We start from the raw sequence: 25,214 nt of genomic DNA on the forward strand, positions 1-25,214 counted from the left end.
TGGCATCAAACTGAATATAGTTTGGATTCGATTATGTGTTTATTCTTTAATTTCAGCGTTGTGATACACGTTTTGAACGTCATCACAGTCATCTAATGCGGCTAAAAATTTATCAAAACTTTCGATGTCTTCGCCGCTGATTTCAGTCATGGTTTGTGGCACGAAAGCCAAGTTTTCCACTTTGAAGTCAATTTCAGGGAAGGCTTCTGTTAGCGCAGTGCGAGCATTGTTAAATTCAGATACCGGTGTAAATACACTGATAATGCCATCTTCAAGTTCTACATCGGTAACGTCAACGTCAGCCATCATTAGTAGTTCTAAAATTGCTTCATCGTCGTCACCATCAAACACAAAAACGGCTTGATGTTCAAACATATGGCCAACTGTGCCTGGGCTGCCTAGTTTGGCATCATTTTTAACAAACGCCTGGCGAACTTGAGTAAAGGTACGGTTACCGTTATCAGTCAAGCAGTCGACAATAACCATACAGCCACCTGGGCCAAAACCTTCATAGCGGGCAGTATCATAATCTTCACCACCACCACCACGGGCTTTTTCAATTGCACGTTCAATAACATGTGCAGGTACTTGATCTTTCTTTGCACGGGCTATTAGGCTACGAAGCGCTAAGTTGCCATCAGGGTCAACACCACCTTTAGCACAAATGTAAATCTCTTTACCGTAACGTGAGTAAATACGTGTCTTTTGGCCAGCGGTTTTCGCCATGGACTCTTTTTTGTTTTGGTATGCTCTGCCCATCTTAAATCTCGTTTTTTAAATGATAAGACTATAAATTTTTCACGATTCTAGCAGGAATATGCCAAGCTGTTTAGGTGTGCTATTAAAAAACGTGTAGATAATCTATATTTAAATGAAGAGGATGAGATTTACTCAGCCAGATTATGCCAAAATTAGCGATAATTAACTGTTTTGCTATAGGATTCATCTCTCAAACAGCATATTATCTGATGTAACAGTGTTCTTCTTTAAGAACTCGAGACAAACTAAAATAACAATGTTTGATAGACTAAATAACCTCGGGTTGATATGGTAAATAAATATAAAACAGTATCTTGCATCTATTTTAGTGTTGAATTTACTTGCAATAGGCCTGTTATTGAAGCGTAAATTCGTCTTGTTATCAGTACAACGTTCAAGTTTTACTGTAAGTAATTGAATATTTTTATTTAAAGCCCGTTTATTTAGATCTTAACCCGAGTTGAGGTTAAATAAGGAATGTGAGCTAATTAATCCTACACTTAACCACAATGATGTTGGTATGAGAGTTAACAATGAAACCTGAAACCAAAAAAGTCACAGCGTCTACCACAGTAACCGTATTGTATTACGAAGCACCTGTAGGCCTTGAAATGCACAATGCTGTACTCAGTGATTTAACAGTTAGTGAGTCTGGTCGGGTTATGATCCCTGATAGCTTTCGCCGTGGAAAGTCGATCATTGCAGTACTTGAAGGTGAATGCACCATCTTGAACGCATTAGGTGAGCGGGTTTATTCGCAAAAGGTACTTGGCTAGCAATGGCAAAAGGTTTTAGGCGTTTAACAATGGCTTAATACAAATCACTAACTACCTGATTTGATATGGTGTAATTCACTTAAATGACGCAATTTGCGTCATTTTTGCTTTGTATAATACTAATTTAATAAGCTGTGAAATAATTTATCCGCAAGAGGTTGTAATACTTCAATATTCGGTTCAGTGTGACCAAAAGTACGTAGGCCGTATATTCCCATCATTAAAAATTGTGCCTGTATTTGGCTATTTGTGTCTGTGGTAATCAATCCCTGTGATTTTGCCGTTTCAAGCACCTGTTCAATACCCTGTTGCCAGGCATAAAGGTTGCGATGGATCAGTTGATGAATATCCTCATCCTGCTCGCCAACTTCACTTAATGCTTTGGTCAGTAAACAGGCTTGCGTCGCATCACAACTTAAACACTCTTGCACTATGCTGTCTAGATAGGCTTTTAAGTTATGTAATGGATTATTGCTGTTAGCAAATAATTGTAAGAACTGAGCACTGCGATCCTCATGATATTGTCCAATTGCAGCTAAAAGCAGGCCTTTTTTGTTTTCAAAAGCGCAATAAATTGATCCAGGATGTAACCCCGTCGCCTTGGTCAAATCAGCCATGCTGGTTTTGGCATAACCTTTTACCAAAAATGCTCGCATAGCAGCGCGTAGTACGGCTTGGCGATCAAACTCTGCGTTTCTCATACTGACTCTCTTTAGCTATGAATTATTGCTGATTCTAACCAATTTTGAATAAACATTCAAAAATTAGTTGAATGAACATTCAAATAAGACTATCTTGAATGCATATTCAAGAAAGGAGCAGGTTATGTCAGCAAATTTATTTCAACCTTATGCACTAAATAATACCTTAACGTTAGCCAATAAAATTTTAATGGCACCACTTACGCGCTGCATGGCCGATGCTAACTTAGTGCCTACTCAACAAATTGCTGACTATTATGCTCGTCGTGCTGAAGCCGGATTAATTATCAGTGAAGCCACTATTATTCGTCCTGATGGACAAGGCTATCCTAATACTCCAGGCTTGTTTAGCCCTGAACAAGTTCAAGGTTGGAAAGTTGTAACTGATGCCGTACATGCTAATGGCGGCAAAATATTTGCGCAGTTATGGCATACCGGACGCGTAGCTCATCCACACTTTTTTGGTGGCGGAGATGTGTTATCAGCATCAGCCGTCGCGGTTGAGGGGAGTGTACCTAGAATGCGTGAACTGACGTATCAAACACCTAAAGCGGCAACCAAAGAAGATATCGAACAATTAGTCAAAGATTATGCACAAGCGGCTGCGAATGCGATAGATGCTGGTTTTGATGGCGTAGAGATACACGGGGCTAACGGGTATTTAATTGACCAATTTTTACACCATGACAGTAACCGCCGTGAAGATGAATATGGGCAAACCCCTGAAAACATGTCGCGCTTTGCACTAGAAGTGCTTGATGCGATTGTGGCACGAATTGGTGCAGATCGTACCGGATTGCGTTTATCGCCAGGTGCTTATTTTAATATGGCGGCAGACAAGCGAGATCGAGCCATATTTGATTACTTATTACCTGAAGTGGCTAAACGCGATATCGCATTTGTGCATGCGGGAATATTTGATGATGCGATGGAGTTTGATTATTTAGACGGTCGCGTGTCGAGTTACTTGCGTAAAGTCTACACTGGCACATTAGTGGGCGTGGGAAGCTACTCAGCTCAAAGCGGTGCAGAAGCGATTACCGCTAACAAGTTTGATTTGCTGGCTATTGGGCGTCCTTTTATTGCTAATCCTGATTATGTTGCAAAAGTGCGCCAAGGTGAAGCGGTTGTTGAGTACAACGATGCTATGCTGGCTGAGTTAATTTAAGTATTTTGTTTGATTTTTACTGGATATCGCAGTCTGTTTAACGCTGCGAAACTAAATAGCATCAACCCCAAATTGACATTTTAGTATCCATTTGACCACTGTTATGCAGTGGTCTTTTTTTTGTTGATGATAATCACTAGCCATCACTTACCTCTAGCCATTGTTTCACTTGTAGTAACACTTACAGCAACCCTTTTGCTGATATTTGCTATCAGGCCTGCGCTTCTTTACAATCCGCGTTCATTTTTATTGGCTTATACATCGGCAGGATCGAACATGCATACGTTAAAGCAACTAAACTCAGGTGAACTACAGGGCATCACACGTTTGCAAATTGCTGCAGAGCTAACCGAGTTTCCACGCGCTATTTTCTCGTTAGCTGATAGTTTAGAGATTTTAGACTTATCTGATAATCAATTATCGAGTTTACCTGATGACTTCGATCAACTCAGCCAGTTACGAATTCTATTTCTTTCACAAAATAAGTTCACAGAGTTACCAGCAATATTAGGCAAGTGCCCCAAGCTTGAAATGATCGGTTTTAAAGCCAATCAAATCAGCTATATTGCGGAAGATGCTTTACCTGAACACACTCGCTGGTTAATTTTGACTGATAATCAATTAAGCCATTTACCTGCATCTTTTGGGCGATTGACTCAGCTTAAAAAGCTGGCTCTGGCGGGAAATCAATTAGTCGATTTACCCGAGTCGATGACGAATTGTCAGGCGTTAGAGTTAGTTAGGTTGTCAGCTAATCAACTGAGTCATATTCCAGACTGGTTATTAGCATTACCTAAATTAAGTTGGTTAGCGTTTGCAGGCAATCCTTTTAGCCATGTTGAAGAATGTTTGAACGACATCGTACCAATGATCCACCTTGATAATTTGAATTTGAGTGAGCAACTTGGTCAAGGAGCGTCGGGGATCATTTATAAAGCCCACTGGCTTGATAAACCTAAGTCGCAGCAACATTTACCCGATGAAGTGGCGGTTAAAATATTTAAAGGGGCGATAACCAGTGATGGCTATCCGGCAGATGAACTGGATTGCTGTTTAACGACCGGCGAACATCAAAATTTGATACCTGCAATTGGCCAAATTCATCATGATGAAACACTTGGGTTAGTGATGTCGCTTATTCCTAAAGGGTATCAGAATCTAGGTTTACCCCCCTCATTGGCCACCTGTACCCGAGACACTTTTACCTCGGGAACGTTGTTCTCTCTCGATGCGATAACGCATATTGCCAAGCAAATGGCTGATACCTTAAAGCATATGCATCAACAGCGCGTCAGTCATGGTGATATTTACGCTCATAATATTATGATTGATGAAACTTTTAAGGTGCTATTTGGTGATTTTGGTGCCGCATCAAATTTGATTAATTTATCCGGTACTCAACGCGCCAAAATGCATCGTATTGAAGTGCGAGCAATAGGATGCTTATTAGATGATTTACTTGGATTAATTCAGCCAGAATACCCTGAGTATCACTCGGATAAATATCATAAACTCACTGAACTTGCGTTTGAGTGTATGCAAGATAATCTAGAATCTCGCCCAGACTTTAGTCAGCTGCTTGAACAATTAACTAGGCTATAATCTTTTATGGTTGATTAAAAATAGCTAATGCATGTTCGATACTGGCGGCTGGTTTACCAAGTAAGTAGCCCTGAGCATAATCAATATGGTATTGGTACAGCAAGGCTAAAATTTGTTCATTCTCGACAAATTCTGCCACCGTTTTTGTGCCCATTTTATGGGCAAAATTAGCGATAGTTTCGACTAACAACTGCGCCTTAGGATCATTATTTAAATTTCGAATTAATGACCCATCAATTTTAATAATATCTATGTCTAAACTGAGTAAGTGAACAAAGTTAGAATATCCCGCACCAAAATCATCAATAGCTATTTTACAGCCAAGCGGTTTGACCGATTTTATAAAATGTTCAACCGCTTCATAATTGGTAATTTCCTCACTTTCTAATAATTCAAATGTTAATCTTTTACAGACTTCAGTTTCGTTGTGTAATAAGGCCAAAATCTCTTCTAGATTTTGTGGGATAGCAATATCGTCTAAAGTGATATTGACCGAAAATTCATAGGGCTGATGTTTAAATAACGCGATTGATTTTGTCAGCATACAACGCATAAGTTGAGGATAAAGTCGTGATTTTCTTGCCGCAGACATAAACTGATACGGAGCAAGTATCTCGCCCGTGGGGAGTTTAATTCTCATTAAGCATTCAAATTTTACTGGCGCATCTATTAATGGTTGGATCAATTGAATATAAGGCTCTACCCATTGCTCTTGAGCCGCCATAGCTAGCATACGGCTTTGACGCATGTTCTCTTCAAAAGCTTCCGAGTCGGCCATTTCTTCGCTAAAGCAGCAATATTCAATATGTTGTTTTTTTGCAAATCGTCTCGCTAAATCAGCTTGACGATGAAGTTGGCTGGCTGATGACGTTTGAGGATCAGCTGTGTATGTTTCAGAATTTTGATTGACGCTGTTGGCAAGTATTGCCCCTCCGATGCTGACAGAAAGAGAATATTCACTCTTCTCAATTACCAATGGGGTTTGGCAAATATCTTGATATAGAATATGAGCTAACTCAGCTAAAATATGCCGATTGAGAGTAGCAAACGTTTGGCTAGATAAGGCCGCAACAAACTCATCCGGCCCTGTTTTATACAGGCTGAAATTTGATCGCTGAAGCGATAAACGTTGAGCAACCTCCAGCAAGGCTCCATCTCCAACGCTAATACCATAGAAATCATTAAACTCACCAAAATCGTTGATGTTAATCACCAGTAAAGCGGCAATTGATTGCTCTGCTAAATCGCTGTAAAGCTTTTTACGATTAGGTAATGCGGTTAATGAGTTAAAATATGCTTCTTGATATAACCTGCTGTTTTGCAACTCAATATGGTTAAAACTATCTTGTAATGATTGACGCATTTTATTGAAGTTTTCAGATAGTTGCTGGATCTCATCTTGGCTGTTAATGGTTAATACTTGAGATAAATTACCCTTTACAATGTTTTGGGTCCACTTAGTCAGTTTTAAAATATCTTCAGTTACCAATTTACCGACACGGGTAAATAGCCAGCTTGATAACAACACCACGCCACCAAGCAGAAGTGCCTGAAATAACAACATTCTCAGTAATTCATCACCATAAAGCTTTACTTGAATTGATCCTGCATAAAATCCTTTAACTTGACCACGATAAATAATAGGTTGCACAAACTGGCTATAACCAAGTAAAAACTCAGCGGTACGGGTTCTTGGGGTTTCAACCCACTTTACTTTTAATGGCCGTGATGCCGTTATGATTTGCCCCTGACTTGCTTCTGCTATCGCTTGTGGAATTAGCTTCGACCACATACCTTCAACAAAGTAATCTTGAGTACTGCTAAAGCCGAGTTGTTCTGCACGGGATTGTTGTATTTGTAAGTTTTGGGCGCGATGGCGCAGAGTAATCAATATTCCGTTTTTATCTAATACAGCAAAATCAGACAAGGTAATTTGGAAGAGGCTACTTTGAGTTTTATCAATACGAGTCGTTGCGGGTAAAAAAAACTTTGTTAGCGCATTATCAATTAATCTTTTTTGTAGATTAAGTTGTTCAAAGTCGATACCTTCGCCATTCAAAATTAAGTGCATGCCGTGCACATTATCAATCAAACCTTGTTTAACTAATTGTCGATTCAAATGCAGTTGATAGGTTAAAAAAAGGACTTGTGCGCATACCAAAATAAGAATGTTGCTTAAAACTAACTTACGGTGAAAGGGCATCTTTTGGTGTAACAACCAATACAATAACGGCTCTAAAATGCAAAATAATAAAAATGTGCCGATTAATGCAAGGGTAAAAATTTGGCTGATGAGGGTTATTTTTGGCCAGTCAGCAATGTGTAATACTGAGTTTTCTCCCCCCCAAGGATTTAGTGATGTGTAGGGGTTATTGGGATCTAAAATCCAAACGGGTTCAACTTTATCTTTAATAAAAAGTACTAATTTATATTCAAGTTCGCCAGGATATACGGGCAGTTCGTAAGTATATTCATTATTCTGTTGTTGAAGTTGGTAATAAGTATCATCGATATGCCAGTCACTAAAACTGCCACTTACAAATATTTTTTCGATAACCGCATCAGGCTCTATCTCCCATTTATGTCGAAGCTCAGTTGTTAAATCAATAGGTAACTTAATATGGTAGGGCGCTAACGCATCAGATTTTAATGTATTAATTATTGAGTTTTGAAGCGGCCACAACAAAACTAAGCCAATTAATATGGCTAATCTGAATTTCCATTTGTGCAGATAATGGGCAAATAAGCTCATGCCATGAATACACTTCTAAAATGATGTGGTGATTTAACAGATAAAAACATAATGGCCTTATGGTGATGGTATTCAACACTACACTCGCCATCACATTTTTGGCATTCATGTGTTAGCGAGTTGTTATAGATAATATGCGATGCAAATCACATAGGGTCAAGGTGCTAATAGACTGAATAGCCAATTAATGAGAATGAAATAAGGATTAAATTTTATCAAGATCACAATGTTCAGTTAAGTTACTGTTAAATAGTTGAATATTGTATTTTGGCTGTAAATAGCTAATCCTGCTTTGATAAATGTGTGTCGAGATAAGGTGAGATCAAGTATTATAATCAAATGATAATGTTTTTAAGGTGCAGGCCATAATGGAAAATAAAACCGCACGTTTTACCGTGTTATTAGACCCAAGTAAAAAACAAGCTTTTGAGCAACTTTGCGCATCTCAAGATTTAACCCCGTCGCAGGTTGTTCGTCAGTTAATTCGTGGTTACCTTGAACAACATGATGTGACTTACGGTGAACAAAGGCCAACCAATAACCCAAAAGTGAAAAGTTAAGCTGGTTTTTTCCTTAATGCTAGTAATGTCCTCTAGCTCAAGTATGATAATTTTATTATAATACTATTATCATTTTTGTCAGAATCACACTTACACGCATCAATCTCGATATCGAGTATTCATCGCATTTTAGGTTCTGGCTGTTACAGTTTGTTAATTAGAGAGAATTTGTGATGAGCGATACTATTCCACCTTGCCCAAAATGTGAGTCACCTTATGCCTATTCAGATGGTACCCTGTTAATTTGCCCAGAATGTGCAAATGAATGGAACCCAAATGAAGTTGTGGTTGATCCAGATGCCATCATCTTAAATGATGCCGTTGGTAATTTACTTGCCGAAGGTGACAAAGTGACTTTAATTAAAGATCTGAAAGTAAAAGGATCTTCTTTGGTTTTAAAAGTGGGCACTAAAGCGGTGATTAATCGTTTTGTTGCTGGCGACCACGACATAGATTGTAAAGTTGATGGCAACGGCCAAATGATGCTGAAATCGAAGTTTGTTAAAAAACAAAATTAGACGCGATTCAACGCAGGTCAGTGAGAATTTATCTGGCTAGTTCAAACGATTAAATGCCCGTAGAAACTTATTTCGATGGGCATTTTTATTGACCTCAGTTCAAGTCCCGCCGCCGCCAATTTATAGAAGGGCTTAGCAGCAATGCTAAGCCCTTTTTGTTTGCGTAATGGCGGTAAAATGGCGACAACTTAGTAAAATTTTGTGGTTAAATGGTTTTTAAATCAAAAATTTTATCCGAACATAATACTTTTATGGGACTTTTTTCCTAACGCAGGCTTAGTGTCATCACATTCGTGACACGCTATACACCTATAAATGGGTGATGCTAGCAATGACATTCAGGATTCATCATTCGGCAATATGCACCAGACGACTTCTAAACATATACCTTTGAAACATTAAAAATGTGTTCAGATGTGGCGGCGTCACTTGAATTGGCGCTGTAAGATTTTGTTTTAAATATCAATTTGTCAATTCAATTTTTGTCGATGTTACTTGAGGTGTTACTAAAAACAATTCTCTATGATTAACTCGTGTTATCTCTAGTTGAGTAATTTAATAAATGAAGACCGAAAATGTACGAGTTAATTCAGCGTAATCCAGCGCTGTACCTTTTATTATTTTACATCATGATAACTAAGTCTGATTACTTAGTTACTAATAATCTCATTGATTACTGTAAAAGGCATTATTGGGTATTCAGTGATGCCTCACTGAGTGATCACTGAACCATCAGTGATGCATCAATGTATGCTCATTCCAACATCAACAGATTAGTTTGAATGCTCAGTGATCAAACTAACTTGTTATTCGTAGCGCTTAGTATTTACTTGCCAGGCTTCAAAGGGGCTTCAAAGGGGCTTCAAAGGGGCTTCAAAGGGGCTTCAAAGGGGCTTCAAAGGGGCTTCAAAGGGGCTTCAAAGGGGCTTCAAAGGGGCTTCAAAGGGGCTTCAAGGGGCTTCAAAGGGGCTTAAACCTTACATTCAAATGAATTTATCTAAACACTAACTCATCTGTATAAATCATATGGATAATTTTTTACTCTAATTCTATGTAATAACAACTCTTTATGGCACAATCTTAACGCGACTAGTAAGTCCAAAGCTGTTTGTTATCTTCTAAGAAGGACCTTGATGAGCAATGAGCAATGAGCAATGAGCATTAACAAAACAAAGCTTACCGAAACCGATATCATTACTAAATTTATCATGCCAGCCATTAAAGACGCTGGATGGGATGATATGTCGCAAATTCGCCAGGAAGTAAAACTGCGCGACGGTAAAGTTATTGTGCGTGGTCAAATGGGCGTGCGTAAAACGGTCAAGTCTGCTGATATCGTGCTGTATCACAAACCCAGTATGCCGCTGGCTGTTATTGAAGCTAAAGCAAACAAGCATGAAGTGGGTAAAGGCATGCAGCAGGGGCTAGATTATGCCCGTTTACTTGAAGTTCCTTTTATTTTTGCCTCCAACGGCGATGGCTTTATCTTCCATGATAAAACCAAGCTCGGGACTAGCGAAGCGCACCAACTCGAAACAGAAATCCGCTTAGAAGACTTTCCATCACCACAAGAATTATGGGCTAAGTACTGCGTGTGGAAAGGTTATACCCAAACCCAGTTACCGATTATCAATCAAGAATATCATGATGATGGCACGGGTAAGCACCCTCGTTATTACCAGCTGCAAGCTATCAATAAAACCGTAGAAGCTATCTCATCGGGTAAAGACCGCGTGCTACTGGTTATGGCAACGGGTACAGGCAAAACCTATACCGCCTTTCAAATCATTTGGCGTTTATGGAAGTCTCGCGCTAAAAAGCGCATCTTGTTTTTAGCCGACCGTACAGCATTGGTTGAGCAGACTCAGCAAGGCGACTTTTTACCATTTGATACGGCAATGACCAGAGTGAAAGCTAGAACGGTCGATCCTGCATTTGAAATTCATTTAGCCTTATACCAAGCATTAACCGGCCCAGAAGAAAGCCAAAAAGCCTTTAAACAAGTCGACCCAGAGTTTTTCGACCTAATCATTATCGACGAGTGCCACCGTGGTAGTGCAGCAGATGACAGCGCCTGGCGTGAAATTTTAGAATATTTCAGCAGCGCGGCCCAAGTTGGTCTTACCGCCACCCCTAAAGAAACTGATGAGGTTTCAAACTCCGACTACTTTGGTGAGCCTGTTTATACCTACTCGCTTAAAGAAGGTATTGAAGATGGCTTTTTAGCACCTTACAAAGTCGTGCGAGTCGATATTGATGTCGATTTACAAGGTTGGCGCCCCACCAAAGGCCAAATAGATAACCAAGGCGAAGTCATTGAAGACCGTATCTACAACCAAAAAGACTTCGATCGCACCATGGTGATTGATGAGCGCACCCAATTGGTTGCCGAAACCATTACCAACTACCTAAAACGCACCGACCCGATGGCCAAAACTATCGTGTTTTGTAATGATATTGACCACGCCGATCGGATGCGCCGTGCTATTGCCAATCTCAACCCAGAGCAAATGGCAAAGAATGAAAAGTACGTGATGAAAATCACCGGTGACGATGAGCTCGGCAAAGCACAGCTAGGCAACTTCATTAATCCCAAAAAAGCCTATCCAGTGATTGCCACCACCTCAGAATTAATGTCTACAGGGGTAGATGCCAAAACCTGTAAGTTAGTGGTGCTGGATCAAAACATTCAGTCCATGACCAAGTTTAAACAGATCATTGGTCGTGGCACCCGCATTGACGACCGATACGGCAAGCTGTGGTTCACCATTCTCGACTTTAAAAAAGCAACTGAATTATTTGCCGACGAACGCTTTGACGGTACACCAGAAAAAATCATTAAAGTGACGCCTGCAGATATCGAAGATGAAGACGTTGATATTGACTCTATTGACGACGATCTAACTGGTAATAACGGTGCGGCAGACAATCAAGGTGACTACCATGATGATGAATCTGATGCGACTCAAAATGACACCATAAATAATCCTCAAGGCGATGGTAGCTTTGACGATGGTGAATGGGACGAAGGCGAAACCCGTAAAATCCACAAGTACCGCGTGTCAGGTGTGACTGTCAGCAAAGTCGCCGAGCGGGTGCAGTATTACAACAGCGACGGCAAATTAGTCACCGAATCTTTTAAAGATTACACCCGTAAAACCATGGCGAAACAGTTCAGCTCACTCGATGAGTTTGTTAAGCGCTGGAATGAGTCTGATCGCAAACAAGCGGTGATTGATGAGCTGGCGCTAGAAGGCATTATTTGGTCGGCACTTGAGGAAGAAGTGGGTAAAGACATGGACCCCTTCGACATGATTTGTCATGTGGTGTACGACCAACCCCCATTAACTCGAAAAGATCGCGCAAACAATGTCCAAAAGCGCAATTACTTCACCAAATATTCCGACACAGCACAAGCCGTACTGCAGAATTTACTGGTAAAATATGCCGATGTCGGCGTGCAAGAAATTGAAAACATCCAAGTGCTCAAAGTCGCCCCGTTTACCGACTATGGTAATTTGAGTGAGATCGTTAAAAAAGGCTTTGGCGGCAAACAAGAATACGATCAAGCCATCAGTGAATTAGAAGCGCAGATTTATCAAATTCATCAACAGTCAGCCTAGCATCTGTTCTTGCATAAGTACTTTGGCAAAGTAGGTTGAATAAGCGCTTAATATTAGCTCTGTTTGTTAAAAATAAGACACAACATCATTTTATACTGCGGCCAATAACAGCCGCAGTAACCGTTTAAGAGAATACTATGTCTATCAGTTCAGCAATTAAATCCATCCAAGATATTATGCGTAAAGATGCCGGTGTCGATGGCGACGCCCAGCGATTAGGGCAAATGTCTTGGTTACTGTTCTTAAAAGTATTTGATGCCCAAGAACAAGAGTTAGAGCTTGAACTAGACGATTACCGCGAGCCTATCCCTGAAGCGTTCCTATGGCGCAATTGGGCGGCAGATAATCAAGGTATTACTGGCGATGAGCTACTGGAGTTTGTTAACGACGAACTATTCCCACAGCTTAAAAACCTCACTGCACCAATAGATAAAAACCCCCGGGGTTTTGTGGTAAAAGCGGCGTTTTCAGATGCGTTTAACTACATGAAAAACGGCACGTTACTGCGCCAGGTGATTAACAAGCTTAATGAGATTGACTTTACCGACTCAAACGAGCGCCACTTGTTTGGTGATTTGTACGAGCAAATATTAAAAGACTTACAAAGTGCCGGTAATGCTGGCGAGTTTTATACCCCGCGCGCCATTACTAAGTTTATTGTGGCGGTAACCGATCCCAAACTGGGTGAGTCGATTATGGACCCTGCGTGCGGTACTGGCGGCTTTTTAGCTTGCGCTTTTGACCACGTTAAAGCCAACTACGTTAAAACAGCAGACGACCATCAAACCCTGCAACAGCAAATCTTTGGTGTCGAGAAAAAGCAGCTACCGCATTTACTGTGTACCACCAACATGATGTTGCACGGCATTGAAGTACCAGTGCAAATTAGGCACGGCAACACCTTAAACAAACCGCTTTCAAGTTGGGACGAGCAAGTTGACGTCATCATCACCAACCCACCATTTGGTGGCACCGAAGAAGACGGCATTGAAAAAAACTTCCCAAGCGAGTTTCAAACCCGTGAAACCGCCGACTTATTTTTACAGCTGATTATTGAAGTACTCGCAAAAAATGGCAGGGCAGCGGTAGTATTGCCAGACGGCACCTTGTTTGGTGAAGGCGTTAAAACCAAAATCAAAAAAATGTTAATGGATGAATGTAATCTGCACACCATAGTGCGTCTGCCCAATGGGGTGTTTAACCCTTACACCGGCATTAAAACCAATATTTTATTCTTTACCAAAGGCTCGCCAACTAAAGACGTGTGGTTTTACGAGCATCCATACCCAGCTGGGGTGAAGAACTACAATAAAACCAAACCAATGAAGTTTGAAGAGTTCGAGACAGAACTTGAATGGTGGGGTAATGAGGCCGACGGCTTTGCATCGCGTGTAGAAAACGAGCAAGCCTGGAAAGTGTCGATTGAAGATATTATTGCGCGTAACTATAACCTCGATATTAAAAACCCCCATGTGGGCGAAGTCATTAGCCATGACCCACAAGAGCTACTAAGCGATTACGCCAAGCAACAAGCCGATATTCAAGCACTACGCGACCAACTAAAAGGCATTTTGTCAGCCGCATTATCGTCACCTTCAGCAGCAAGTGGTGAGGACAAGTAATGGCCGACTTATCAACATCTACCCATGATGGTCAATCTGAGCAAACCGCACAGAGCTTAATCACCCAGCATATTGATATTTGGACCACGGCCATTGAGCAAAAGTCCTCAGCAGGGCGCGGCACATCGAACAAGTTTTCGCTCTATGGCATCAAAAAACTGCGTGAACTGATTTTAGAGTTGGCCGTGCGCGGTAAGTTAGTGCCGCAAGATGTGAATGATTCATCCGTTGATATTTTGTTATCTAAAATTGCTGAGCAACGCGTAATTTTAGAATCAGAAAAGAAAATTAGGCCATTATCAAAATCTTTAACCATAAAAAATTTAGATCACCCATTTCCAATTCCTTCTTCGTGGCAGTTTGTAAGATTTGGAGATCTAACATTTAATCGAGATGGCGAAAGAAAACCAATTTCGGCAGATGATAGAAAAAGTATGCAAGGTGATTATGATTATTACGGTGCATCTGGTGTTATTGATAGTATAAACGGCTATTTGTTTGACAAACCTTTACTTTTAATTGGAGAGGATGGAGCTAATCTTATTAGTAGATCCACTCCTATAGCTTTTATAGCAAAGGGGAAATTTTGGGTTAATAATCATGCTCACGTGATAGATGCCGTTTCAATTGACTTTCTCAATTATCTAGCTCTTTTTATCAATGCGATATCATTAGAACCTTATATAACAGGTACTGCTCAGCCTAAAATGAATCAAGCAAAGATGAATAGTATTATTATCGCTATACCTCCTACAGAAGAACAGCACCGCATCGTCGCTAAAGTCGATGAGTTGATGAGCTTGTGTGATGCCCTTGAAGCGCAAACCGAAGCCAGCATTGCAGCACATCAAACCTTAGTCGAAACTCTGCTGAATGCATTGCTACAGCCTAACACTACCCAGCCAGCAGATAGCCAATCAGCCTGCGCTGAGCCTGCACTTATACCGAGTGTGGCAGAATGTTTTGCACAAAGCTGGCAACGTGTCGCCGAACACTTCGACACGCTATTTACCACAGCCGCCAGCATCGACACCCTAAAACAAACCATCCTGCAACTCGCCGTCATGGGTAAGTTGGTAGAGCAAGATCCAAACGACGAAACCGCCGCCAAGCTACTAGAGCGTATCGCCAAAGAAAAAGCTCAACTAATCAAAGACGGTAAAATCAAAAAGCAGAAACCACTACCCGCCATCACCGACGAAGAAAAACCGTTTGAACTACCGCAAGGTTGGGAGTGGTGTTATCTACAAGATTTATTTAGTGTAGTTACTGATGGAGACCATCAAGCTCCTCCAAAGGCTGAAAGTGGAATCCCATTTCTAGTGATTGGGAATCTAAATACTGGCAGTGTTAGATTTGAAAACTCTAAATTTGTACCGAATGAATATTATGAAAAACTAGACTGGAGCCGACAACCTAGAGTCGGTGATCTTCTTTATACCGTAACTGGTTCGTATGGCATCCCGATCATTGTAAACGAGAATAAACCATTTTGTGTTCAACGACATGTTGCTATTTTGAACTCTTCTAGTTTTACTCCAATTGAATATGTTTGCTATGTACTTAGCTCAAAGTATTCTTATGAATTTGCAACTTCAGTAGCTACAGGGATAGCGCAAAAAACTGTTCCATTGTCTGGTTTGAGAAGAATGCCTATTCCTCTTCCTCCAACTTCTGAAGTTAATCACATAGTAGCTAAAGTCGATGAACTCATGGCACTTTGCGACCAACTCAAAGCCCGTTTAAGCGACGCTCAAACAACCCAACTCCACCTCACCGACGCCATCGTCGAACAGGCGATTTAATTAAAAGGATTTATATGAGCTATAAAGCAGAGTTTACAGGGTGGAATAACCTCGCTGTAGAAGACTTACTTGTTGCATATAGAAAGGCTAAAGCAGATTGTTTCTTTGAGAATACTTTCCCAACTGCTAGTAAGTTTGCAGTGTATGAACTCGATCTTTTAGCGAATTTGAATAAGCTAATGTCTAGCTTAAAGGACAATAAGGGCTTTACTTTAAATAAAGAATATTTAGGTAAATTTCGCATTATTCCTAAAAAGCTTGCAATGGATCCTAAAGCTAAATGCGGTAATGGTCATGTGCACTTTTCGAGTCCAGCACGTGCATTTGGGCATTTAAAACAGAATGCAGAATTAAAGCCCGAATTTCGAGTGATAGGTGATTTTCCTGTTGAAATCCACATTATTTCAGCGCTGTGGATTAATATGGTCGGTCATAAACTTGATTCATGCTTGAGTGAGAGGTGTTATGGAGCACGTCTAAAGCGTATTAGTAATGACGATGAGTTTAATAGTGACAAGTCAAAACCATTTCATTTATCTTCAACAGGTTCTTTTGTTCCTTATTTTCAGCCTTATCAAAAGTGGCGTAATGATGGCCTACAGGCTATTCGCGGTGAGCTAGAAAAAGATAGAGATGTAATAGCAGTTTCGCTTGATTTAAAGAGCTATTACCACTTTATTGATCCATCAGCACTCTCTTTGTCATCACGCCATAAAAGTTTGAATATTGAACTGAGTGAAGAGGAGTTAATTTTTACTGATGAACTTGCTAAGTTTATGAGTACTTGGTCTGATGAGGCTAAGAAGTTTGTAAAGAAAACAACAAAAAGTAAGTCAGATATTGATGGTGGTTTGGCTATTGGTTTAACGGCTAGTCGAATAGTTTCTAATATTTTACTTTTTCATTGGGACTCATTGATCAAACAAAAAATTGCGCCAATACACTATGGCCGTTATGTTGATGACATGTTTCTTGTGATGCATGACACTGGGAATATATCAAGTAGCCATGACTTTATGCTATTTCTACAAGATCGCTTAGGTGAAGAAATTGTCTTTACAGAAGCGTCGCGAATAAAAGGTAATTCAAAAAACAAGAATGATGTTAATGAATCAGTTTGGAATATCCAGCAAGGCAAAGAAATTCAAGGTGATAGCCTGATTCAGCTTCAAGCAAATAAGCAGAAGTTATTTATATTACAAGGACGTAGTGGTTTAGACCTTTTAGATAGTATTGAAAAAGAAATTAGTGAGTTATCAAGTGAGCATCGTTTGATGCCATCGCCAGATCAGTTGGAAGCTTCAACTGCTGCTAAAGTACTTTCTGCTGCAAGTGGAGCTGGTGAACATGCTGATACCCTTCGGCGAGCAGATGGCCTTACTATTCGCCGCTTAAGTTGGTCACTGCAATTACGTCATGTTGAGACATTAGCAAAGGACTTACCTAGTCACGAGTGGAGTTCACAACGTGAAGAGTTTTATCAGTTTGCATTTAATCATATTTTAAGGCCGGATCGGTTATTTGAGCATTTTAGCTACCTGCCTCGTCTTCTAGGTTTTGCAATAAGTTTGAATGAGTGGAGACAGGCTGAATTGATAGTTCATAAAGCTTATGACGCAATCAATCAGCTAGCTGATGAAGTTCCATTCGGCAAACCTGTTGCAATTAATGGTAGAGACTCCAAAGCAGGGAAACAGCTTTGGCGATATGTAAAAGGGACATTAACCTGGTATTTCGTTGATGCTGCCACGAGGTATTATGATCCTAACAAGTTACTATCTGATAATGTTTCTAATAAAGAAAAACGGTTATCAGCATTGTTTTTGAAAGGAATTCTTGGTGAATTAACAGATTTAAATGATATTCTAGATTTACAACTTGGCTCAGATGAGTTTTATCATAAAGCCCCATTAGTTGCATTGGCTGACTTAGCAAACGAGCCATATAAGGAAATTTTAAAAAGTGAATCAGCAAAGAGCTTACTAGCAAAACATGATAAAAAAAGAGAAAGCCAAATACTTAAGGTATTCGAAAGTGCCAACCTGATTGATGTTGAAGCCCTTAAAGAGTTTAGAAACTCAACTACTGCAACTCGACTGGAAGCTATACCTAAAGGGGAAAGAAAAGGTGAAAGTTTTTTACCATATTTATTCCCAACTCGTCCTTTATTGCCATTACAAATTTCAGAATTAGCACCTGAGTGTATTGGGCTGAGTAGATCAGATAATAAGCCTTATCCTGAGAAGTCTTCTTATCTTTGGGCTAGGTATACTCAAGCGCTTCGTGGTGTTTGGGTAAAGCCCACCTTATTAGCTAGCCAGCAAGATAACAACGAAACCAAAGCTAGTAAACGTCCATACAGATATTTAAATATTGGTACGGACACAAAGCAGAAAATTGTAGTGGCCTTGACAAATATCAAGACTGACGACAAGGACTGGTCTGCTATGGCAAGTGGTAAACCAAATCTGTCTAAAGAAAGGTACAGACGTATTTCTGAGTTAGTTAATCAAACACTGAGCCTAAAACCCAAGCCTGACTATATGCTTTTTCCTGAGTTATCTTTACCTTTAGAGTGGGTTAATAGTGTCTCAGCTCGATTGAGTGCCGCAGGAATAAGCTTGATTGCTGGGACAGAATATCGTCACAGTGATGATAGAATTTTAAGTGAAGCATGCCTTGTACTTTCAGATAATCGACTTGGCTATCCTGCTTCAGTAATCATTAGACAGCCTAAATTACGGCCTGCTGTTAACGAGGAGCTAGAACTTATATCTAAATATGGGAAAACTTGGGCTATCACTGAAAGTGAAGCAAAAAAAAGACCCAAGCCAGTTTATATTCATAATGGTGCCTGCTTTGGAGTGATGGTTTGCTCAGAACTTCAAAACAGTGTCGCTAGAGTAAAATTTCAGGGGGAAGTTGATGCACTAATGGTGCTGAGTTGGAACCAAGACTTAGTAACCTTTGCTTCACTTATTGAATCAGCAGCATTAGATATCCACGCATATACAATATTAGTCAATAATCGAACTTACGGAGATAGTCGAGTTAGGGCCCCCGCGAAAGAGTCGTTTATGAGGGATCTCGCACGTGTTCGAGGTGGGGATAATGATTTTGTTATTGCTGCTACTTTAGATCTTGATTCATTACGTGCATTTCAAAGCAGAGCAAAACGATGGCCTCAAGCGGATGATAAGTTTAAGCCTGTACCAGAAGGTTTTAAGTTGCTAGCAGAGCGTAGAAAGGCGCCAAAGTAGATTGCTTGTAGTTAACGAAAGAGAATTTTATGACTTGTTTTAAAACCGGTTTATCCGCTTTGCTTGATTTGTCTTTCTGGTCAGGTTGGGCGAATATTGTGATGGCAGTTGTCGCAGTGTTAGCACTATTGTTTGCTAAAAAACAATTAGAGAGTGCTAGTAAAGATAGCAAAAGAGCTACAGCATATGCTGCATACGCAGACTACCTTAAACTTTGTATTGAAAATGAATCATTTGCTAGAGGCGTAGAGAGTGAGATTACACGCAATGAAGATGATTATTCTAAATATCGTTGGTTCATAGCTAATATGCTTTTTGCTTTTGAGCAGGTCTTAGAAGCTTGTAAAGATGATAGCACTTGGCAAGAGACTATTAAGCATCAATTAAAAAGGCATAAGTGGCACTTAGATAAATCAGGATCAGCTGCAAGGCCTGAGTGGAGCAATGCATTGAAAGCCTTGTTCCCATAGACTGATTTAAGGAAGATTTTCCATGGTTGGATGTCGGTGACATCTAAGCCCTGTTTATGTTGCATGATAGGTTCAAACGCTGGCGAACTCCTGAGCTGGTGGCCGAGAATACTGGCAGCGTTTCATTCGATTATTTGTAGCCCATGGAGCGGTGCGAGGGGGAAAGACCATCGCTTCTTCGGCAATGGGCTCACCATTGCGGATTGCCACTGTGCTGACTCACTCACTATTTAGTGCTAGAGACTGTCAAATAGGGAGACGAGGACTGTGAGAGACCAAAATGATGAACAAAAGGGCGCTTCACGTCATCCAGATATTGAGGATGTTTCTGTTCCTGAGAGAGGGAGAGCCGACATCGATGCATGGGCTTTCGACATACTTTCATCTAGATTGGGTGCGTAACGCTACTCAAACTTTTGTCTAGAAGAATAAGCATCACTAATTAAAAATGGAGCAGCTTAGTGTATTTCAACGCTCGATAGAGAACGACTGAATAAAATGAGCCTTATTACCTCTTATTTTTTTGGTATAAGTACAATGTGATAAGGTTTACTCGGTAATCCCCCCAATTCAACACGGACGTCTTGGATCAATAAGACTAAGGATAGTTATGGAAAGTAACAAAACCCAATCATTGCTGTTTGATACCAATGTATTGCTGATCAACCCGGATTTGCTCAATCAATTTTCTCAGCGGGTTATTTTGCCGCAGAAGATCCTCGATGAACTCGATTATCGCAAGACCAAGGCCGAGCATCAGGAGAAAGCCCAGCTGTGTCTGCATCATATTGAGAAGCATCGCCTAAAGGCTGTCAGCACACAGCAAAGATCGGGTTCGAGCCGGGGAAATAATGATGACATCATTCTGACCCAGGCCTTGTCCCACACCAAAGCCGGCAATATCCAATTAATCAGCAACGACGTCGGCATGCGCAATCGCGCCCAGGCCAAAGATATTGCCGCCCTGTCACTGGATAGGTTTTTGCAGCAAAGTGGCGAAGCCGACAGTGCATTAACGCCCGCACGCCAGGCCTTGTTTGAGTTGTTGCAGCGGGGAGACTTTGTCAGCCTCCACCAGCAGCTTGCATCTCAGCCTGGGGCTCACTTTAATTTCTATCTCAGCACTGGCCTGACTCCCTTGATGACCTGCATCCAACAGAAGAAGCTTGATGCGATTGATTTATTGCTGTCGCTGCCCTCGACGGATCTGGACTTGATTGATAAGGCGAAGTTAAAAATTACCGCCTTCTGTCATGCCGCCCAGCGCCGTCAGCTCAATACCATGGACAAGCTGCTACACGCCGGGGCCAACCCCTATATCACTTCCAGGGGCAATAACCGAGGGAACTCGGCCATTCTCATTGCCGCCTGGGATGGTGCCTTGAATGTGATCCAGTTTATTCACGGCCACGCCAATATACGCTTTAGCCTGAATCAGGCCGACAACAATGGTTTCACCCCACTGATCAAGGCCAGTATCAAGGGCAATGACGCCATCGTCAGCTACCTGCTTGAACAGGGCGTCGATATCGATATCCGCGACAGAAACGATAAATCGGCGCTGGATTACGCCAAAGAGAAAGGACACCAAAAGACAGTGATGTTATTACAAGGAAAGATACATGGTTGAGCTGTACCCACCTAAAGCCGCGCCGGTCCAAATTCCGGTAAGGCAAGATTTACTTCCCGTAGAGCAAGTCGAGAGAATTTGTATCTCGGTCAATACCATATGCAACCTAGGCTGTGATTACTGCTATTTTTTCCACCCCGAAAACCGGGTCGAGAAAGAAAAGCCATTAAGCGCCGATGAGATTTTTGTCATCCTGAAAAATGCGTTGGAATACCACAGGCATTATAGATTCGACAAGAAGATTAAGATTAACTTCGTCGGCAGTGGCGAGCCGTTAATTCATTGGCGCAACATACGCGATGGCGTACAGCTGCTTGTAGAAGCCTATCCCAACCAGGAGTCGCTCAAGTTCTACACAGTGACTAACGCTACCCTAGTAACCGAACAGATTGCCGAGGATATGCTGGCATTAAACATAGTGCCCAGCGTGTCCATCGATGGCCCTAGAGCCATCCATGACAAGCACAGACTGGATCACAATGGTAAGGGTTCATTCGATGCCGCTATGCTGGGCATTGAAATACTCAGGCGCAGAGGCTTTGATGTCGCGATTAATACCACGCTGACCATGGACTTGCTCAACCAGTTGGATGAGTATGTAGAATTTATCAAGCAACAAGAATTTACCAAGGTTATCTTCGACCGCCTGGTTGATACCCCTGAACACGTCGAAGCCCTGAGCTATGCCCAGTACTATCAATTTTTGCAGGATATTAAGACAAAGTTTGACCTCGCAGGGTTAACTCGGGTTGAAATCGGTAACTTGGAGGCTTACCGCCGCAACTTTGCCGGTAAGCCAGATAAAGTCTGCACCATGTTCGGCGGCAGCTGTGGGGCTGGTAGTAACTTTGTCATCTACATGGGCCGCGAAGTCTATCCCTGTGGCCGCATGTTTGGCCAATCCAAATGGCTACTGGGGTCAATCAATGATCCCATCGATAGCTTCCCCAAGAAAATGGCAAAGCACTGGCCAGAGCGGCAAGACTGCAAGACCTGCCAGGTCGCCTCAGATTGCGTCAGAGACTGCCTGCTCGAATACCACACCAAAGACTACTCCTGTGATCCAAGGAAGGATTTCCTCACCACCATGAAAGGTGTCTTATAGTGATCAGCAAAACACTAAGAATAGGCATCTATGGTGTGTCAGGTGTGGGTAAAACCACCCTTGCCCAGGCATTGAGCCGATACGAAAACGTGGTTAATTGTTACGATGGCTCCAGCATCATAGCTCAGGTGGTCGCAGGTGGACTGGACGAGTTCAAACAGGCCACCAGCAAGCAGAAGCAAGCACATAGAGCGGCTGCCATCACCGAGTTACACGGGCTGCATTCTCAACATAGAAAACATACCGTGGTGAGTGGCCATTACAGTTTCATTCAAGCGGGTGGCTATGACATTGCCTGGACTCAGGCCGATGCCAAATTTTACGATGTAATATTTTTCTTGCATAAGCCCAGTGATGATATCAAGGCTCAACTCCAAAACGATGCGCATCGACACGCAAGGTTCACTGAGGCAGAACTAGCTCAATGGCAGGACGTGGAACGCCAAGGTTTAGCCGAGTGTTGTTCGGCTGGCAATATCAGATTTGTCGAACTCGATGGTCGCCTGCCACAAGCGGTATTGACCAAAACGATGATCCAACACATTTCAGAGCTGGTGTTACAGCGCTTTGCAGCAGAAATCGTTGCGCATCAAAAATCCGTGGCCTTGTTTGATTGTGATGGCACCCTGAATCACTGCGATATTTATGATTTCTCGCCGGAGGAGTCTTTATCTGCCCGTGTAACTGAGCTATTCAAGCGATATGAGAGCTACTGCTTCGATGCATTTTTTGATGTGTCTCAGTATCTCGATAGCCATCAACGCAGTCAGTTGATGCAGACGACTTTCAACGCTGCACGACAAGACTTATCCATACATCCAAAAGCCATTGATGTCATTAAAGCCCTGAAAGCCCAGGACACCTTGATAGTGTTTATCTCTTGTGGCTTCCCCGCTTTGTGGCAGGCTCAGTGTCAATTAGCCGACTATGTGATCGGCGGTGCTAGTTTCGGCTTATGTGGCTGCATAGTGACCAATGAGAGCAAGACCCAACTAGCCGACATCATCAAGCAACACAGTCTCCCACTTAGTGCCTTTGGTAATGGCCGAGTGGATTTGGGCATGTTGCTGCACAGCGATCAGGCCACCTACATTTTTAAAGACCAAGCAAACCCCAAGCATTTATCTATTTTAGCGGGTCATGAAGCCCTAAATGTTGTCAAATTGGAGGACTTCTAAATGCTAAAAATACTGTCTGAGAATAATCATTACTTGCAAGAACTAAATACCCAGTCGCGTTCCATCGAGGTGAGGGGGAATCGACTCGCCAGTATTCATCAGCAAATTGGCCAGATACTCGGGGTCGAGTTTATTAACTCGCTACCCAGGACGACCAAGGAGGTGACCAATCCACAAGGCAAATTAGGTACTTCCGAAGTAACTGATTTTTCAGGCATCACCATCATCTGTTTGCTCAGAGCCGGACTCTATGTCAGCCAAGGTGTGCGCTCACTGTTGGGTGACAATCCACATCAATACATCTTATCCAATAGTGCCGATGACATAGCTATAAACGCCATTGAGGATCAGCACGTCGTTATTGTCGATTCCGTCATAAACTCTGGAAAAACACTAGCTAAGTACCTTGAAAAGGTTAGTGAAGCCAAAAGCTCCATGGTAATTTCATTGGTGATGCAAGAGGGTTTTGTGCCTCAGATTGAGCGCCATTACCCAAAAACTCAATTCGTAGTCAGCAGAGTGTCACAAAACTACTACGTGGGTAGTGGCACCAATGACACAGGAAACAGGTTATTTGGCACATTTTAAATAGATCATGAAATGAATATTGCGGAAAAACAACTGGGGCAATTTTCCCTCGTCTGGTTTAAATATTTGGATTATGACATTGCGCCAGAAGGCCTAGCACCAGAGCGGGATGATTATATTTGAGTCATTTTGCATGAGTGCTTTGTGCGCTAAGTTGCGCAATCTGGTGCGCCTTACATTGCGCAAATGGAAATACCCGCCAGACAGATCTGATGAGGCCATTGATTTATGCCTAAAGCAAGCAGAAGCACTAAGCCAAAGCTGGAGTAGCTAATGACATAGATGCAGGTGATGGCATATTGTTATTAAGTTTAAAGCTTCTATTAAAAGAGGCTTTCAAGGAGGAGTAATGAAATCTGAACTATATCGATCTTGGCTAGAGTTGCAAGGGGATGCTGAAAATACCATTGCAGCGCAAATGCATCGTACTGGGCGCGTTGAAAGTCATTACGGGGATCTTGATGAGCTACATGCAAAAGATGGCTTAAACCCTCTAATTGGTGAACTGACATACACGTAAGCGGATAGACAAAACAATAGACCTAACCCGACAAGGATCCCTTTTGATGGTGTACCTTACAATAATTTAGCCTCATATCGTGATGCCATAAGGCGGTATAAAAGGTTCAAAGAAGAAGGCTTTGTTGAGGTAGACCAATCCTTTGAGTTTGAACCGGCTGATGACGTCACTGTTGATGATTTAAAGCCGCTTCACAGCATTAGTCTTGAAAAAGATATGCAAGCCGCTTTGCGACTGAATATCGAACAGCTTGAGCCTGGGCTGTGTATTATTGATGAAGGTAAAGAGCGCTCTGTTGATTCTGGCTTTATTGATATCACAGCACGTGATGCTCAAAGGAGAACCGTGGTGATTGAGCTTAAAACTGGCGTAGCTGGACAAAGGGCTATTGCTCAAATTCTAAGTTATATGGGGGATGTGTTGATTGCTGAAGATAGCGTTGATACACGAGGTATATTGGTTGCTGGTGACTTTGATGATAAAGCCATAGCAGCATCAAGAGTGGTGCCTAATCTAACGCTTAAAAAGTATAAAGTTGAATTTAGTTTTGAAACAGCTGAATAGTGATTATTAATGC

The 25,214-nt window shown here is 41.6% G+C and carries 20 protein-coding genes; 17 read left to right on the forward strand and 3 right to left on the reverse strand.

Going from position 1 to position 25,214, the window contains the following annotated elements:
* Positions 1-39 precede the first annotated feature (39 nt).
* Entirely contained in the window at positions 40-759 is a 720-nt protein-coding gene (locus NE535_RS17830; RefSeq protein WP_261299930.1) for a YebC/PmpR family DNA-binding transcriptional regulator, read from the reverse strand.
* 533 nt (positions 760-1,292) lie between these two features.
* On the opposite strand from NE535_RS17830, the gene NE535_RS17835 reads away from it, so the two are divergent.
* Positions 1,293-1,535: a TIGR02922 family protein gene (locus tag NE535_RS17835; RefSeq protein WP_261299931.1), complete on the forward strand. Its 243-nt coding sequence runs from the start codon at positions 1,293-1,295 to the stop codon at positions 1,533-1,535.
* Between the two features lie 119 nt (positions 1,536-1,654).
* Here the strand turns inward: NE535_RS17835 and NE535_RS17840 are convergent, their stop codons facing one another.
* Positions 1,655-2,236: a TetR/AcrR family transcriptional regulator gene (locus NE535_RS17840; protein WP_261299932.1), complete on the reverse strand. Its 582-nt coding sequence runs from the start codon at positions 2,234-2,236 to the stop codon at positions 1,655-1,657.
* Between the two features lie 124 nt (positions 2,237-2,360).
* On the opposite strand from NE535_RS17840, the gene NE535_RS17845 reads away from it, so the two are divergent.
* Together NE535_RS17845 and NE535_RS17850 are read left to right on the forward strand one after the other, a co-directional pair.
* Positions 2,361-3,404 (forward strand): alkene reductase, encoded by a 1,044-nt coding sequence (locus NE535_RS17845; protein WP_261299933.1) that lies wholly within the window; start codon positions 2,361-2,363, stop codon positions 3,402-3,404.
* Between the two features lie 276 nt (positions 3,405-3,680).
* The gene (locus NE535_RS17850) at positions 3,681-5,006 is read left to right on the forward strand and encodes a leucine-rich repeat-containing protein kinase family protein (RefSeq protein WP_261299934.1); all 1,326 of its coding nucleotides are present in this window, start codon (positions 3,681-3,683) and stop codon (positions 5,004-5,006) included.
* A gap of 4 nt (positions 5,007-5,010) precedes the next feature.
* On the opposite strand, the gene NE535_RS17855 is transcribed toward NE535_RS17850, so the two are convergent.
* The gene (locus NE535_RS17855) at positions 5,011-7,758 is read right to left on the reverse strand and encodes an EAL domain-containing protein (RefSeq protein WP_261299935.1); all 2,748 of its coding nucleotides are present in this window, start codon (positions 7,756-7,758) and stop codon (positions 5,011-5,013) included.
* Between the two features lie 368 nt (positions 7,759-8,126).
* Between NE535_RS17855 and NE535_RS17860 the strand changes: the two genes are divergently transcribed.
* The 14 genes from NE535_RS17860 (at position 8,127) to NE535_RS17920 (ending at position 25,201) form a co-directional block, all read left to right on the forward strand.
* Positions 8,127-8,318 (forward strand): ribbon-helix-helix domain-containing protein, encoded by a 192-nt coding sequence (locus NE535_RS17860; RefSeq protein WP_261299936.1) that lies wholly within the window; start codon positions 8,127-8,129, stop codon positions 8,316-8,318.
* 173 nt (positions 8,319-8,491) lie between these two features.
* On the forward strand, positions 8,492-8,836 hold the full coding sequence (locus NE535_RS17865; RefSeq protein ID WP_188840668.1) for a zinc ribbon domain-containing protein YjdM: 345 nt from the start codon (positions 8,492-8,494) through the stop codon (positions 8,834-8,836).
* Between the two features lie 1,154 nt (positions 8,837-9,990).
* A complete protein-coding gene (gene hsdR, locus NE535_RS17870) occupies positions 9,991-12,459 on the forward strand; it encodes an EcoAI/FtnUII family type I restriction enzme subunit R (RefSeq protein WP_261299937.1) in 2,469 nt (822 codons plus the stop codon).
* A gap of 137 nt (positions 12,460-12,596) precedes the next feature.
* The gene (locus NE535_RS17875) at positions 12,597-14,081 is read left to right on the forward strand and encodes a type I restriction-modification system subunit M (RefSeq protein WP_261299938.1); all 1,485 of its coding nucleotides are present in this window, start codon (positions 12,597-12,599) and stop codon (positions 14,079-14,081) included.
* On the forward strand, positions 14,081-15,886 hold the full coding sequence (locus tag NE535_RS17880) for a restriction endonuclease subunit S (RefSeq protein WP_261299939.1): 1,806 nt from the start codon (positions 14,081-14,083) through the stop codon (positions 15,884-15,886). Before NE535_RS17875 ends, NE535_RS17880 begins: the two co-directional genes overlap by 1 nt.
* Before the next feature lie 14 nt (positions 15,887-15,900).
* A complete protein-coding gene (locus NE535_RS17885; protein WP_261299940.1) occupies positions 15,901-19,146 on the forward strand; it encodes an RNA-directed DNA polymerase in 3,246 nt (1,081 codons plus the stop codon).
* Positions 19,147-19,175: 29 nt separating this feature from the next.
* Entirely contained in the window at positions 19,176-19,616 is a 441-nt protein-coding gene (locus NE535_RS17890) for a hypothetical protein (RefSeq protein WP_261299941.1), read from the forward strand.
* Between the two features lie 610 nt (positions 19,617-20,226).
* Positions 20,227-21,246, forward strand: a complete 1,020-nt coding sequence (locus tag NE535_RS17895) for an ankyrin repeat domain-containing protein (protein ID WP_261299942.1) — start codon at positions 20,227-20,229, stop codon at positions 21,244-21,246.
* Positions 21,239-22,351 (forward strand): radical SAM/SPASM domain-containing protein, encoded by a 1,113-nt coding sequence (locus NE535_RS17900; RefSeq protein WP_261299943.1) that lies wholly within the window; start codon positions 21,239-21,241, stop codon positions 22,349-22,351. The genes NE535_RS17895 and NE535_RS17900 overlap by 8 nt, the downstream gene beginning before the upstream one ends.
* Complete coding sequence (locus tag NE535_RS18715; RefSeq protein ID WP_261299944.1) at positions 22,351-23,529, forward strand: AAA family ATPase; 1,179 nt, start codon at positions 22,351-22,353, stop codon at positions 23,527-23,529. The genes NE535_RS17900 and NE535_RS18715 overlap by 1 nt, the downstream gene beginning before the upstream one ends.
* Positions 23,530-24,117: a uracil phosphoribosyltransferase gene (locus tag NE535_RS17910; RefSeq protein ID WP_261299945.1), complete on the forward strand. Its 588-nt coding sequence runs from the start codon at positions 23,530-23,532 to the stop codon at positions 24,115-24,117.
* Between the two features lie 133 nt (positions 24,118-24,250).
* Positions 24,251-24,391, forward strand: coding sequence for a type I restriction enzyme endonuclease domain-containing protein (locus NE535_RS18780; RefSeq protein WP_425347475.1), 141 nt, complete (start codon positions 24,251-24,253; stop codon positions 24,389-24,391).
* Positions 24,392-24,466: 75 nt separating this feature from the next.
* Entirely contained in the window at positions 24,467-24,637 is a 171-nt protein-coding gene (locus NE535_RS17915) for a hypothetical protein (RefSeq protein WP_261299946.1), read from the forward strand.
* Positions 24,638-24,853: 216 nt separating this feature from the next.
* The gene (locus NE535_RS17920; protein WP_342454585.1) at positions 24,854-25,201 is read left to right on the forward strand and encodes an endonuclease NucS domain-containing protein; all 348 of its coding nucleotides are present in this window, start codon (positions 24,854-24,856) and stop codon (positions 25,199-25,201) included.
* Positions 25,202-25,214 lie beyond the last annotated feature (13 nt).

This window comes from Shewanella holmiensis (genome assembly GCF_025370255.1).
Classification (GTDB): Bacteria; Pseudomonadota; Gammaproteobacteria; order Enterobacterales; family Shewanellaceae; genus Shewanella; species Shewanella holmiensis.

Excerpts from the sequence above, each read along its gene's own strand:
- NE535_RS17895 (WP_261299942.1), top strand. The coding sequence starts at position 20,227 with ATGGAAAGTAACAAAACCCAATCATTGCTGTTTGATACCAATGTATTG.
- NE535_RS17850 (WP_261299934.1), top strand. The coding sequence starts at position 3,681 with ATGCATACGTTAAAGCAACTAAACTCAGGTGAACTACAGGGCATCACA.
- NE535_RS17865 (WP_188840668.1), top strand. The coding sequence starts at position 8,492 with ATGAGCGATACTATTCCACCTTGCCCAAAATGTGAGTCACCTTATGCC.
- NE535_RS17845 (WP_261299933.1), top strand. The coding sequence starts at position 2,361 with ATGTCAGCAAATTTATTTCAACCTTATGCACTAAATAATACCTTAACG.
- NE535_RS18780 (WP_425347475.1), top strand. The coding sequence starts at position 24,251 with ATGAGTGCTTTGTGCGCTAAGTTGCGCAATCTGGTGCGCCTTACATTG.
- NE535_RS17880 (WP_261299939.1), top strand. The coding sequence starts at position 14,081 with ATGGCCGACTTATCAACATCTACCCATGATGGTCAATCTGAGCAAACC.
- NE535_RS17890 (WP_261299941.1), top strand. The coding sequence starts at position 19,176 with ATGACTTGTTTTAAAACCGGTTTATCCGCTTTGCTTGATTTGTCTTTC.
- NE535_RS17830 (WP_261299930.1), bottom strand. The coding sequence starts at position 759 with ATGGGCAGAGCATACCAAAACAAAAAAGAGTCCATGGCGAAAACCGCT.
- NE535_RS17920 (WP_342454585.1), top strand. The coding sequence starts at position 24,854 with ATGCAAGCCGCTTTGCGACTGAATATCGAACAGCTTGAGCCTGGGCTG.
- NE535_RS17885 (WP_261299940.1), top strand. The coding sequence starts at position 15,901 with ATGAGCTATAAAGCAGAGTTTACAGGGTGGAATAACCTCGCTGTAGAA.
- NE535_RS17900 (WP_261299943.1), top strand. The coding sequence starts at position 21,239 with ATGGTTGAGCTGTACCCACCTAAAGCCGCGCCGGTCCAAATTCCGGTA.
- NE535_RS17875 (WP_261299938.1), top strand. The coding sequence starts at position 12,597 with ATGTCTATCAGTTCAGCAATTAAATCCATCCAAGATATTATGCGTAAA.
- NE535_RS17835 (WP_261299931.1), top strand. The coding sequence starts at position 1,293 with ATGAAACCTGAAACCAAAAAAGTCACAGCGTCTACCACAGTAACCGTA.
- hsdR (WP_261299937.1), top strand. The coding sequence starts at position 9,991 with ATGAGCATTAACAAAACAAAGCTTACCGAAACCGATATCATTACTAAA.
- NE535_RS17840 (WP_261299932.1), bottom strand. The coding sequence starts at position 2,236 with ATGAGAAACGCAGAGTTTGATCGCCAAGCCGTACTACGCGCTGCTATG.
- NE535_RS17915 (WP_261299946.1), top strand. The coding sequence starts at position 24,467 with ATGAAATCTGAACTATATCGATCTTGGCTAGAGTTGCAAGGGGATGCT.
- NE535_RS17855 (WP_261299935.1), bottom strand. The coding sequence starts at position 7,758 with ATGAGCTTATTTGCCCATTATCTGCACAAATGGAAATTCAGATTAGCC.
- NE535_RS17910 (WP_261299945.1), top strand. The coding sequence starts at position 23,530 with ATGCTAAAAATACTGTCTGAGAATAATCATTACTTGCAAGAACTAAAT.
- NE535_RS17860 (WP_261299936.1), top strand. The coding sequence starts at position 8,127 with ATGGAAAATAAAACCGCACGTTTTACCGTGTTATTAGACCCAAGTAAA.